This window comes from Ruegeria sp. CE8, assembly GCF_056537465.1.
The window spans coordinates 104,142-116,742 of the sequence record NZ_JBQFRP010000005.1; the positions used below are offsets into that span (position 1 = coordinate 104,142).

Here is a 12,601-nt window from a genome sequence, read left to right on the forward strand (position 1 = left end):
ATATTGCGCCCGGAATAGAGAAAAAGCCGCCCCATAGGGCGGCTTTTGCAATTGGATCAGCTGACCGGCGTCACATCAGCGGGGCCTGACCCCAGATGTAAACGGCGAAGAACAGGAACAGCCAGACGACGTCAACGAAGTGCCAGTACCATGCGGCCGCCTCAAATCCGACGTGCTTTTCGGGTGTGAAATCACCACGTAGAGCCCGGATCAGGCAGACGGTCAGGAAGATCGTCCCGATAATCACGTGCGCGCCGTGGAAACCGGTTGCCATGAAGAAGTTCGAATAGAACTGGTCGCCACCGAATTCCCAGCCATCATGGGCCAGCAATTCGTAATATTCGAAGGCCTGCAGGAACGTAAACGCGATGCCCAGAACGATACCGATGGCCAGACCATTGATCAGCGCCTTGCGGTCGTTGTCGTGGACCAAAGCGTGGTGAGCCCAGGTGATCGCGCAGCCCGAAAGCAGCAGGACCAGAGTGTTGATCAGCGGCAGATGGAACGGGTCAACAGCGTGGATATCCGGTTGGATGTACTCGGTGCCGGCATAGTCGTACATCGGGTACATGCGATGTTTGAAGAACGACCAAAACCAGGCAAAGAAGAACATCACCTCGGACATCACGAACAGGATGAAACCATAGCGCAGGCCAATGCGAACGACTGGCGTGTGATCACCGGCGCGGCTCTCGGCCACAACTTCGGACCACCAGGCAAACATGGTGTATAGAACCGCAATCAGACCGGCCCAGAACATGAACGGGGTAATGCCGTGCATCCACAGGACGGCTCCGAACAACATCACAAAGCCGCCGACTGCGCCGATCAGCGGCCAGATCGACGGGGCCAGAATGTGATAATCATGGTTTTTTGCGTGTGCCATCAGCGTCCCTCACCTACAGGCGTTAGTTCGTTGTTGTATCAGCCTGCGTCTCTAGGGCGGCATAGCCCTCGGGCAGGTCAATTTCGTAGAATGTATACGACAGTGTGATCGTATGCACGTATTTGGCTTCCAGATCTTCGACCATTTCAGGGTCGACGAAAAAGGTCACCGGCATCTGAACCCGTTCGCCGGGCTGCAGCACCTGCTCTTCAAAGCAGAAGCAGGCAATTTTCTGAAAATATCCACCGGCGGAATAAGGCGCCACGTTGTAGGACGCCTGCCCGGCGATGGGGCGGTCGGTCGGGTTATAGGCCTCATAGAAGGCCAGTCCGGTTTCACCGATCCGCACTTCCATTTCGCGTTCGACCGGCTTGAATTCCCAGGCCATGTCCTTGGCCTTAGAGGCGTCAAAGCGGACGGTAACCTTGCGGTCCAGAATATCTTCCGGAGCGGTCTCGGCCACGCCTGTTGTGCCACCAAAACCGGTGACACGGCAGAACCAGTCATAAAACGGAACCGAAGCCCAGGCCAGGCTGCCCATCAGGACAACCACACCCACCGTCTGGGCGACTGTCTTCTGCGGACCCGTCAACGCCATCAGTTCTGCACCTCTTGCGTCGCCAGACTGAAATCGGTGCCCGAGACCTTGACGATCGTCAGGCCAAAAATGATCACGATGAAAGCGGCCAGCGTCAGGCCGACGCCAAGGTTACGGCTAAACCGGCGTTGGTGCAGTTCGTGGCTTTTGCGCAGGCTCATGACCAGCCTCCCAGCCCATAGGGTTTCAGCAGCGCTTCGGCCAGAATCGCGCCAAAGTGCAGGAACAGGTAGAGCAGCGACAGTTTGAAGAAAGAGCGCTCGACTTTGAAATTGTCAGCTTCTGAATCGTCCTCGGTCCGGCGGGCGATCCGCCACGCTCCGCGCAGGAACAGGGCGTTCATAACGACAGCAACCGTCAGGTAGATCGGGCCACCAATGCCCGAGAACGAAGTTCCGACAGCCAGCAACGCCAGCAGCACCGTGTAAACCAGAATGTGCCAGCGCGTGGCGCGGCGGCCATGGGTCACGGTCAGCATCGGAACACCAGCATCGTCGTAGTCCGAGCGCATGAACAGCGCCAGCGCCCAGAAATGTGGTGGCGTCCACATGAAAGTCAGGGCGAACATCAGCCAAGGCTCAATCGACATCGACCCCGTCGCGGCAACCCAGCCAATGACCGGGGGGAACGCCCCTGCCGCACCGCCAATGACGATGTTCTGAGGGGTCAATCGTTTCAGCCACATCGTGTAGATGACGACGTAGAAAAAGATCGTGAAGGCAAGGAAGGCTCCGGCGAACCAGTTCGTCGCCAGCCCCAGCATGATCACGGACAGCCCGGAAAGTGCCAGTCCCAGCGCGAGCGCTTCGCCTTCTTCAACCTTCCCAGCCGGGATCGGACGACCTTTGGTGCGCTTCATCACCTTGTCGATATCGGCATCCCACCACATGTTCAGAGCGCCGGACGCGCCACCGCCAATAGCGATGAACAGGATGGCGCAAAATCCGACAAAGGGATGCACAGGGACCGGAGCGGCCAGCAGGCCAACCAAAGCCGTAAACACGACCAGCGACATCACACGTGGTTTCAGCAAGGCGAAGTAATCGCCAAAGCCGGCCTCATCCGCATGGGATTTGGCGGTCACAGTGCTGGCATTGATGCTTGCGTCGCTCATTTCTGGTCCTTTTGGGGCGAAACCCGCGCAGCTTGCTGTGTTCAAAGCGCGGGGTATTTGCCCGCGCGGGCTATCAGTTCGAAGCAACCTGGTAGGATGCCGGCTGACCTGCGTACTCTTCCAGTGCGCCCTGCAGCCACTGATCGTAGGCCTCTTGGCTGACCACTTTCACCGTGATCGGCATGTAGGCGTGGTCCTTGCCGCACAGTTCCGAACACTGACCGAAGTAGACACCTTCCTTGTCAGCCTGGAACCACAGCTCGGCCAGACGACCCGGCACACCATCTTGCTTCACGCCAAAGGATGGGATGGTCCACGAGTGGATCACGTCCGACGCGGTAACCTGCATGACAACGATCTTGCCAACCGGCACGACAACAGCGGTATCGGTGGCCAGCAGCCATTCGTCATCGCTGTAACCGGCATCCGCCAGCTTCGCACGCATCGCATCATCCAGAACAAACGGAGTTACGTCCGCATCGGCCGGGCGGGCACCTTCGTCCAGCGTGGCCGGGTGACCCAGCAGATAGCTATCGAACGCGAAATCATGATCAACATACTCGTAAGTCCAGTACCACTGGTTGCCCACGACTTTGATAACCACGTCACCTTCCGGAATTTCCTGCTGCTTGAACAGAACCGGCAACGAGAAGGCGCCGATGAAGACCAGAATCAGGATCGGGCCGAGGGTCCATGCGATCTCGACCGGCGTGTAGTGAGAGAATCGCGCAGGCTCAGGATTCGAGCGCTGGTTGTAGCGCACGATGCAGTAGATCAGCAGGCCAGCGACGAACAAGCAGATCACGGTAATGATCACCAGAATCATTGCGTCCAGTCGCTGAATTCCTTCAGCCAAGCTGGTAGCCGCGGGCTGGAACCCGAGGCCGCCATCGACCGGCTTACCAATAATCTCAAGCTCCTGAGCCATGGCGGGAAGGCTGGAGAGGGCTGTCATGAACCCCGAAAGCATCAAAGCATTCTTCATTTTCTGTCCTGATCGTCTGATCTTAGCTTCTCTGGCGAAAAGGTGTGAATCGGTCGCACCTCTCCCGTTGTCTTTGGCCGCGTTAAAAACCATATTCCGACGGGTAGATAAAGCAAAATGCTTGCGTCAAACAGACGCTATTTTTGATCTGGATCAAACCCGAAAGGTCCCAACCGATGCCCAACGACCCGTTTCGCCCCTTTGAAAGCGCTATTCCGCAGGACGAAGCGCTTGCAGTTCTGAGGTCCGCCACCTCCGGGGCGGAGGATGGAGAATTGTTTGTCGAACGGCGAAAATCCGAGTCACTGGTCTTTGACGACGGTCGTTTGCGCACTGCGTCTTATGACGCCTCAGAAGGGTTTGGCCTGCGCGCAGTTCAGGGTGAGGTCGCCGGATACGCGCACTCCACAGACGTATCCATTCCGGCCCTGAAACGGGCTGCCGAGACGGCACGCCTGGCTGTCGGTGACGGGGGCGGCACGTTGGCGGACGCGCCGCGCGCTACCAATACCCGCCTATACACAGATGAGGACCCGATCGAATCCGCCGCCTTCCCAGTCAAGATCGAGACCCTGCGCGAGATCGACGCCTTCGCCCGTGATCTGGACCCGCGCGTCGTGCAAGTCAGCGCAACAATCGCCGCCGCTGTGCAAGAGGTGGAAATCCTGCGCCCCGATGGCATTCTGGTCCGGGACGTGCGCCCAATGACGCGCCTGAACGTCTCGGTCATCGTCGAGCAGAACGGCCGGCGTGAAAGCGGCTCGGCCGGCGGCGGTGGTCGCGTTGGCCTGGACGGTTTGATCGACCCGGCCGACTGGCAGGACAAGGCGCGAGAGGCGCTGCGGATCGCACTGGTCAATCTTGACGCGGTTCCCGCGCCTGCCGGTGTGATGGAAGTTGCCTTGGGTCCCGGCTGGCCCGGTATCCTGCTGCATGAGGCCATCGGGCATGGGCTGGAAGGCGATTTCAACCGCAAGGGCAGCTCGGCTTTTGCCGACCTCATGGGGCAGCAAATCGCATCCAAAGGGGTAACGGTGGTGGATGACGGCACGATCCCGGATCGGCGCGGGTCGATCACGCTTGATGACGAAGGTACGCCAAGTTCGCGGACGGTTCTGATCGAGGACGGTGTCCTGACCGGTTACATGCAGGACCGTCAGAACGCGCGTCTGATGGGGGTTGCCCCCACTGGTAACGGACGGCGGCAGAGCTATGCACACAAACCAATGCCGCGGATGACGAACACGGTGATGCTGGGCGGCGATGCCGATCCGGCCGCGCTGGTAGCCGACATCAAAGACGGCATCTGGGCTGTAGGCTTTGGGGGCGGTCAGGTCGATATCACCAACGGCAAGTTCGTATTCTCCTGCACCGAAGCGTACCGGGTCGAAAACGGCAAGATCGGCGCGCCCGTGAAAGGCGCCACCTTGATAGGGGACGGTCCGTCAGCTTTGAAACGTATTCGCGGGCTGGGCAATGACATGGCGCTGGATCCGGGTATGGGAACATGCGGCAAAGACGGCCAGTGGGTTCCGGTCGGAGTCGGGCAGCCGACGGTTCTGATGGATGGCCTGACGGTTGGCGGATCGGCCGCATAATCGGGATTCGCTTGGCGATCAGTCGAGAGCGCAGGGTTAACGTTGCGCTCTCATTTGACTGGTGTTCCAGAGTTTCATTGCGTAACCGCATAAAGTTCGCGGGTTATTTTTCAATTGTATTTCAAAGCATTAATCGAGATCAGGCGCCATTCCCCGAAAATTATCCGAATAATTTGACGCGATTCACAAGCTGTTAACCCCGGCAGTCGTAAACCAGTTCTGCAATCAGGCGGAGCGACGGATGACCGAAGAGCAGCTATCTTCCAATCACCCCACACTCCCACCCACCACGGAAGAGGATCGGTTTTCCTGGCTTCGCCTGTTGCGCTCTCGCAAGGTCGGTCCGGCGACGTTTCGACGGCTGCTGCGGGAACATGGCTCGGCGCAGAATGCGCTGGCCGCGCTGCCGGAAATGGCACGCGCTGCCGGAATTGAGGGGTATGAAATTTGCCCGCCCGGTGTGATTGAGGCGGAGCTCAAGGCCGCAAAAGCCGCACATGCGAAACTTCTGTGCCTTGGGTCCGCCGATTTCCCCTCAGCACTGAACGATCTCTCCGATGGCCCGCCGATGCTTTGGGCCATTGGCAATGCATCTCTTTTGCAAAGAAGTTCGATTGCCTTGGTCGGGGCACGGAATTGTTCCTCGCTTGGCGCGCGTATGGCACGAGGGCTTGCGACAGATCTGGGTAAGCAAGGTCATGTCGTGGTATCCGGCCTGGCACGCGGCATCGATACCTCGGCCCATTTGGCGGCGTTGGAAACGGGCACCGTCGCAGTAATGGCAGGCGGGGTGGATGTAGTATACCCGGCTGAAAACGCAGCACTGGCGGACCAGATTGCCAGAACAGGCGTGCGCGTATCCGAACAACCGATGGGCGTTACACCGCAGGCCCGTCACTTTCCGCGCAGAAACAGAATCATTTCAGGGCTGGCGCAAGCGGTCGTCGTTGTTGAAGCCGCCGCAAAGTCCGGTAGCCTGATCACGGCGCGGGACGCCCTGGATCAGGGGCGCGAAGTTCTGGCGGTGCCCGGTCACCCTTTCGACGCCCGCGCTGCCGGGTGCAACTTGCTGATCCGAGACGGCGCGACATTGGTGCGATCTGCTGAAGATGTCATTGAGGCACTGCCAAAACAGGTTGCAAATTGCGATGTCGAAAGCCCTTCCCTGCCCCACATGCCGGATGAACCATTCATCACCGGCGTCGCGCTGCACAAGGAAATCCTGTCGCGATTGGGGCCGTCCCCGATTGCCGAGGACCAGTTGATCCGAGATATCGCCGCAACGGCCGGAGAAATCGGCCCTGCACTGATCGATCTGGAACTTGATGGGCGCATCCAGCGGCAACCGGGCGGTTTGCTGTCTTTGACGGCGTAACACGGATTCGCCCTGCCGCGCCCTTTGGTTTGGCGCCGTGTATCCACCTGTTATTACCGCGTTATTTCCACCTTCAAAGGAACGCATTGACAATTCGCCCTTGCCCTCCACATTTTGCACGACCATAGAAGGCGTACATTCTGTCGAGCGAGGTTTTCCCTTAAATGCCTGTAGTTGTTGTAGAATCTCCTGCCAAGGCCAAAACAATCAATAAATATCTTGGCCCCGACTACACGGTTCTTGCGTCTTACGGCCACGTACGTGACCTTCCGCCAAAGGACGGATCCGTCGATCCCGAGCATGAATTTGAGATGAAATGGGAAGTCGGAAACGACAGCCGAAAGCACGTCAAGGCGATCGCCGACGCCCTGAAGGAAGACAATGCTCTGATCCTTGCAACCGACCCTGATCGCGAGGGTGAAGCCATCAGCTGGCACTTGCAGGAAGCGCTAACCAAGCGTCGGTCAATTAAGAAAGACACACCAGTCAGCCGCGTCACGTTCAACGCGATTACCAAAGACGCTGTGACCGAAGCGATGCAAAACCCGCGCGAAGTCGACATGCCGCTGGTCGAGGCTTATTTGGCGCGTCGCGCGCTGGATTACCTTGTTGGGTTCAACCTGTCTCCGGTCCTTTGGCGCAAACTCCCCGGCGCCAAGTCCGCTGGTCGTGTGCAATCGGTCTGTCTGCGCCTAATCGTCGAGCGCGAGATGGAGATAGAGGCCTTCAAACCGGTTGAATACTGGTCGGTCAAGGCACTGTTCGAAACGCCGCGCGGACAGACCTATGAGGCACGCCTGGTCACTCTGGCCGGTAAAAAGCTGGACAAACACGATCTGGCCAACGCGACACAGGCTGAGTTGGCGGTTCAGGCTATCACCAGCCGCGCGCTAAGCGTGACATCGGTTGAGGCAAAGCCGGCAGCGCGCAATCCCAGTGCCCCCTTCATGACCTCGACCCTGCAGCAAGAGGCCAGCCGGAAGTTCGGCATGGGCGCGCGCCATGCGATGCAGGTGGCGCAGCGGCTGTATGAGGCGGGTTACATCACTTACATGCGGACCGATGGCATCGACATGGCACCCGAAGCTGTGGCTGCCACCCGCGACGCGATCACCGATCGCTACGGCGCCAAATACGTACCGGACAGCCCGCGCATCTATAAAAACAAAGCCAAAAACGCGCAGGAAGCGCACGAATGTATCCGCCCGACGGATATGTCGCGCGATGCCAAGGCTCTGAAGGTTACGGATGAGGATCAGCGCAAGCTATATGACCTGATCTGGAAGCGCACGATTGCCTGTCAGATGGCTGCGGCCCGGCTGGAACGTACGACGGTCGAGATCGGCAGCGATGACGGTCAGGTCGGTCTGCGCGCCACAGGTCAGGTGGTTCTGTTTGACGGGTTCATGCGCGTCTACGAAGAAGGCCGCGATGATGTAGCCGACGAAGACGAAAAGCGCCTGCCTCAGATCATGCAGGGTGATCCGGCCCGCTTTGCCAAAACCTCATTGCGGGATCAGTTCGCGAAGGCGACCAGTGAATCTGGCGACAAGGTCGCGAAAGAAGCCATTCTGTCGGAGAATGAAGCCGTTCTGGCGCTGCAGCACCACACGCAGCCACCACCACGCTATACCGAGGCCACCTTGGTCAAGCGGATGGAAGAGTTGGGGATCGGTCGCCCGTCGACCTATGCCTCGATCGTGACCACGATTCAGGACCGGGAGTATGTGCGCAAGGACAAGAACAGGCTGATCCCTGAGGAAAAGGGCCGGATCGTCACCATCTTTCTGCTGAACTTTTTCCGGCAATATGTGGGCTACGAGTTCACCGCAAATCTGGAAGAGCAACTGGACGACGTCAGCGCCGGGGACCGCGACTACAAGGACCTGCTGGGCAAGTTCTGGCGCGATTTCTCAGCGGCGATCGGCGAGACGTCCGAACTGCGCATCTCGGAAGTGCTGGACAAGCTGGACGAGGCGCTGGCACCGCAGCTCTATCCTCCACGTGAGGATGGATCCGATCCGCGTATCTGCCCGAAGTGTGGTGTGGGTCAATTGCACCTCAAAACATCCCGGACTGGCGGTTTCGTGGGCTGCGGGAACTATCCCGAATGCACATATACCCGCCCCATCGCTGGTGAGGGGGCCGAGGGCGATGAACGCCTGCTGGGCGAAGACTCAGGTGATGAGATCTGGCTGAAATCCGGACGCTTTGGTCCCTATGTTCAACGTGGCGAGCCGACACCTGAAAACAAGAAGCCGCCGCGCGCGTCTCTGCCGCGCGGTTGGAACAAGGATGACATGGATCTGGACAAGGCGCTGACCTTGCTCAGTCTGCCGCGCCAGATCGGTGAACACCCCGAGGGCGGCTTGATCAGTGCGAATTTCGGGCGGTTCGGACCCTATCTGATGCATCAGTTGCCGGAGGAGGCCAAGCCGGTCTATGCCAACCTCAAAGACCCTAACGACGTGTTTGAGATCGGCATGAACCGCGCTGTCGAGATGCTGGCCGAAAAACGTGCCAACCCCGGGCGGGGCCGTCGTGCGGCAGCCAAACCGTTGAAGGAATTGGGCGATCACCCAGATGGTGGCGCAATGCAGGTTTTGGATGGGCGTTATGGACCATATGTGAAATGGGAAAAGGTCAATGCGACCATTCCCAAGGACATCAAGCCCGAAGACGTGACGCAGGAAATGGCCATCGAATTGGTCAACGAGCGCGCGGCCAAAAAGGGCACCAAGAAAAAGGCTGCACCGAAAAAGAAAGCCGCTGCCAAGAAGACGACCAAAAAGGCGGCCACCTGACGGTCGGCTAGGTAGAAATACCACCTACGCCTTGGTTTCATTGACTTCCCCGTGACGTGGCGGCACAACCTGCGCCATCACCATGTCATTGGGGGAGTTTTCCATGAAGAAAGTCTATGCCAATGCCACCGAAGCGCTCGATGGAGTGATTTCGGACGGCATGATGATCGCGGCGGGCGGTTTTGGCCTGTGCGGTATTCCCGAGCTGCTGCTTGAGGCGATCAAGGACTCGGGTGCTCAGAACCTGACTTTTGCGTCGAACAACGCTGGCGTCGACGATTTCGGCATCGGCATCCTGCTGCAGACCAAGCAGGTCAAAAAGATGATCAGCTCTTATGTCGGCGAAAACGCCGAGTTCATGCGCCAGTACCTGAGCGGTGAGCTGGAGCTGGAGTTCAACCCGCAAGGCACACTGGCCGAGCGTATGCGCGCCGGTGGTGCGGGCATCCCCGGTTTCTACACCAAGACCGGCGTGGGCACTGTGATCGCTGAAGGCAAAGAGCACAAAGACTTCAACGGCGAGACTTACATTCTGGAAGAAGGCATCTTTGCCGATCTGGCCATCGTCAAAGCCTGGAAAGCCGACGACACTGGCAACCTTATTTTCCGCAAGACCGCCCGCAACTTTAACGCGCCCGCGGCAACCTGCGGCAAGATCTGCATCGCGGAAGTGGAAGAGATCGTACCGCGCGGCTCGCTGGACCCTGACGCGATTCACCTGCCCGGTATCTACGTGCACCGCATCATTCAGGGCGAGCACGAGAAGCGCATCGAACAACGCACCACCCGTAAGAAGGAGGAAGCATAATGCCCTGGGACCGTAATCAAATGGCCGCCCGCGCCGCACAAGAGTTGGAAGACGGCATGTATGTGAACCTCGGCATCGGGATTCCGACGCTGGTGGCGAACTATGTGGGTGACAAAGACATCACCCTTCAGTCCGAAAACGGTATGCTGGGCATGGGTCCCTTCCCCTTCGAGGGTGAAGAGGACGCAGACCTGATCAACGCGGGCAAGCAGACGATCACCGAACTGTCGCGCACATCATATTTCGACAGTGCTACTTCGTTTGCCATGATCCGGGGTGGCAAGATCGCAGCCGCGGTTTTGGGCGCGATGGAGGTCGATGAAGAGGGCGACCTGGCCAACTGGATGATTCCCGGGGTGCTCGTCAAAGGCATGGGCGGCGCAATGGATCTGGTTGCAGGCGTTGGCCGCGTAATTGTGGTGATGGATCACACCAACAAGCACGGAAAATCCAAACTGCTGAAGAAATGCACCCTGCCCCTGACCGGCAAGAAGGTGGTGAATCGCATCATCACCAACTTGGGCGTTCTGGACGTGGTCGATGGCGGGCTGAAGATCATCGAGATCGCCGAAGGCGTGACCGAAGACGAGATTCGCGCTGCAACCGAAGCTAATATCGTCAACTGATTCCGATCATAGAAAAGGCCCGCCGGTCGCGAGCGGGCCTTTTTCAATTCCCGGTTTGAAAGACGCATCCGTCCGAAATTAACTCCGGCGGCGTTGAACACAAGGCACGGGCCACTTGAAACGCTGCTAAAACCTTTGGCACATAGTCACGCGTTTCCGCATAGGGCGGCACGCCTTCGTGTTTTCGCACGGCGCCTTCGCCTGCATTGTACCCGGCCAGCACTAGAATCGGGTCATTACCGAACTCTTCCATCAGCCAATTCAGGTATTTCACCCCGCCTGAGATATTCTGTGACGGCTGCATGCTGTCCTTGACGCCAAAGCGTTTGGCAGTGGCGGGCATCAACTGCATCAAACCCTGTGCCCCGGCTGAACTGACGGCATCCGTACGCCCGGCCGATTCCACCGAAATAACGGCCAGCACCAGTGCCGGAGAAACATTTGTACCAATGGTTGAACGCAGAATATCAACGCCGCGCTGTTCGGCGATGTTCTGCAACGTCTGCAACCTTGGCGAAGAGATGTTTGTGGCTGCCAGCGCGTTTATGGCATCGTCCAGCCGCCCAGACTCGGACTCGGCCAGTGCGGGTGAGATCCTCTCCCAAAAAGCTTTATAAGATCCGACCGCTTTATTCACTGCGCCAACAGCACCCGGCACTGCGGCGGGCACGACCCGCGTGCGCGCAATGATCTCGGGTACAATGATCTCAGTGCCGGTACTTGGGGCGGAAGGTGCCGTCGCATGTTGCTCGGCTGTTATCTGTACCGTGACGCGGGGCCGCGTTCCCGGCTTCGGCGCCTTCACCCGCTTATAGACACCCCTTGGCTCGGTCTCGCTTGCGACTGCTGGCACTGGGCCAGACACCACCAACACCGCTAAGCCGGCGCAAGTTATTGCGTCCCGGAGATTCATTTGCCTGCCTCATGTTTATTCTTTTGGTTGATTTGAACCTCGAATCCGCCCGTAAGACCAGAAAAACAATGCGAAATGGGGCAATTTCGCCTCATTTGCCGCAATTTTGCATCGGCCAAACAAGGCTACATCGGTCGCATTGAATTTTTATTCATTTCTTTTCAATGCCTTACACAAAAAACTACCAAAAAGTTAAACTCCCACCAAAAAAAATGGGGTTTGGCCCAATTCCTGCCACGCACAGCAGGCAATCATAGTGCCATACCGAGACGGTCGGGAGCGGACTGAGAGAGAAAGCTCTGGGAGACGCCAAGGTTTAAGTGACTTTTTTGATCCTTTAGGAGGGACGTAACATGATCAAGTTCATCAAGAACTTCCGCAAAGACGAAGACGGCGCCGTAACAGTTGACTGGGTCGTTCTGACCGCAGCCGTTGTTGGCCTGGCAGCAGTTGCCTACACTCAGATCGGTGAAGGCACCGGCAAAGTTTCAAAGAAAGTTGGAACCGCGCTGACCACAGTTGAAGGCGCTGTTCAGAATCCTGACGTAGACTTCACGCAGCAATAATAACTCAGATACTCTGAGTTTTCTTTGATGGGGGCCTGGCTTGTTTCAGCTTGGCCCCCATTTTTTCAGAAACTCCAACTTTGGGGTTCCCATGGTAAACAGAGTAAAAAATCTCCTGAAAGATGAAGATGGTGCAATCACTGTTGATTGGGTCGTTTTGACAGCGGCGCTGGTTGGGATTGCCGTCTTCATCGGCCTGTACATAGCGGACCCCGTAAGGGAATTAGATGGTGCAGTCGGCACATCGCTGACCACGGTTAGCGACAATGTTCAGGAAATCACTGTTAACTTTAGCCAGCCTGACTCCTGATCCCGTTCGCAGCTAAGC

At 57.9% G+C, this 12,601-nt stretch carries 13 protein-coding genes; 7 read left to right on the top strand and 6 right to left on the bottom strand.

Features of this window, described 5'->3' with window-relative positions; genetic code table 11:
- Positions 1-70: 70 nt before the first annotated feature.
- The 5 genes from ACR0AA_RS10545 to coxB form a co-directional block, all read right to left on the bottom strand.
- Entirely contained in the window at positions 71-886 is an 816-nt protein-coding gene (locus ACR0AA_RS10545) for a cytochrome c oxidase subunit 3 (RefSeq protein WP_480663205.1), read from the bottom strand.
- Positions 887-908: 22 nt separating this feature from the next.
- Complete coding sequence (locus ACR0AA_RS10550) at positions 909-1,484, bottom strand: cytochrome c oxidase assembly protein (RefSeq protein WP_480663203.1); 576 nt, start codon at positions 1,482-1,484, stop codon at positions 909-911.
- Positions 1,484-1,645, bottom strand: coding sequence for a hypothetical protein (locus ACR0AA_RS10555; protein ID WP_239336011.1), 162 nt, complete (start codon positions 1,643-1,645; stop codon positions 1,484-1,486). The genes ACR0AA_RS10550 and ACR0AA_RS10555 overlap by 1 nt, the downstream gene beginning before the upstream one ends.
- The gene (cyoE, locus tag ACR0AA_RS10560) at positions 1,642-2,598 is read right to left on the bottom strand and encodes a heme o synthase (RefSeq protein ID WP_480663201.1); all 957 of its coding nucleotides are present in this window, start codon (positions 2,596-2,598) and stop codon (positions 1,642-1,644) included. The genes ACR0AA_RS10555 and cyoE overlap by 4 nt, the downstream gene beginning before the upstream one ends.
- Positions 2,599-2,671: 73 nt before the next feature.
- The gene (gene coxB / locus ACR0AA_RS10565) at positions 2,672-3,583 is read right to left on the bottom strand and encodes a cytochrome c oxidase subunit II (protein ID WP_480663199.1); all 912 of its coding nucleotides are present in this window, start codon (positions 3,581-3,583) and stop codon (positions 2,672-2,674) included.
- 176 nt (positions 3,584-3,759) lie between these two features.
- On the opposite strand from coxB, the gene tldD reads away from it, so the two are divergent.
- The 5 genes from tldD to ACR0AA_RS10590 all read left to right on the top strand — a co-directional run bounded on the left by tldD (position 3,760) and on the right by ACR0AA_RS10590 (position 10,794).
- Entirely contained in the window at positions 3,760-5,181 is a 1,422-nt protein-coding gene (gene tldD, locus ACR0AA_RS10570; RefSeq protein ID WP_480755987.1) for a metalloprotease TldD, read from the top strand.
- Positions 5,182-5,422: 241 nt separating this feature from the next.
- A complete protein-coding gene (gene dprA, locus ACR0AA_RS10575) occupies positions 5,423-6,556 on the top strand; it encodes a DNA-processing protein DprA (protein WP_480663195.1) in 1,134 nt (377 codons plus the stop codon).
- Between the two features lie 164 nt (positions 6,557-6,720).
- Entirely contained in the window at positions 6,721-9,360 is a 2,640-nt protein-coding gene (gene topA, locus ACR0AA_RS10580; RefSeq protein WP_480755989.1) for a type I DNA topoisomerase, read from the top strand.
- Between the two features lie 103 nt (positions 9,361-9,463).
- Positions 9,464-10,168: a CoA transferase subunit A gene (locus tag ACR0AA_RS10585; protein WP_480663191.1), complete on the top strand. Its 705-nt coding sequence runs from the start codon at positions 9,464-9,466 to the stop codon at positions 10,166-10,168.
- A complete protein-coding gene (locus ACR0AA_RS10590; RefSeq protein WP_170426692.1) occupies positions 10,168-10,794 on the top strand; it encodes a CoA transferase subunit B in 627 nt (208 codons plus the stop codon). Before ACR0AA_RS10585 ends, ACR0AA_RS10590 begins: the two co-directional genes overlap by 1 nt.
- Before the next feature lie 43 nt (positions 10,795-10,837).
- Here ACR0AA_RS10590 and ACR0AA_RS10595 read toward each other — a convergent pair whose 3' ends face one another.
- Positions 10,838-11,707, bottom strand: coding sequence for a lytic transglycosylase domain-containing protein (locus ACR0AA_RS10595; RefSeq protein ID WP_480663189.1), 870 nt, complete (start codon positions 11,705-11,707; stop codon positions 10,838-10,840).
- A gap of 353 nt (positions 11,708-12,060) precedes the next feature.
- On the opposite strand from ACR0AA_RS10595, the gene ACR0AA_RS10600 reads away from it, so the two are divergent.
- Together ACR0AA_RS10600 and ACR0AA_RS10605 are read left to right on the top strand one after the other, a co-directional pair.
- On the top strand, positions 12,061-12,273 hold the full coding sequence (locus ACR0AA_RS10600) for a Flp family type IVb pilin (RefSeq protein ID WP_480663187.1): 213 nt from the start codon (positions 12,061-12,063) through the stop codon (positions 12,271-12,273).
- Between the two features lie 91 nt (positions 12,274-12,364).
- Complete coding sequence (locus tag ACR0AA_RS10605; protein WP_480663185.1) at positions 12,365-12,583, top strand: Flp family type IVb pilin; 219 nt, start codon at positions 12,365-12,367, stop codon at positions 12,581-12,583.
- The last annotated feature ends 18 nt before the right edge of the window (positions 12,584-12,601 follow it).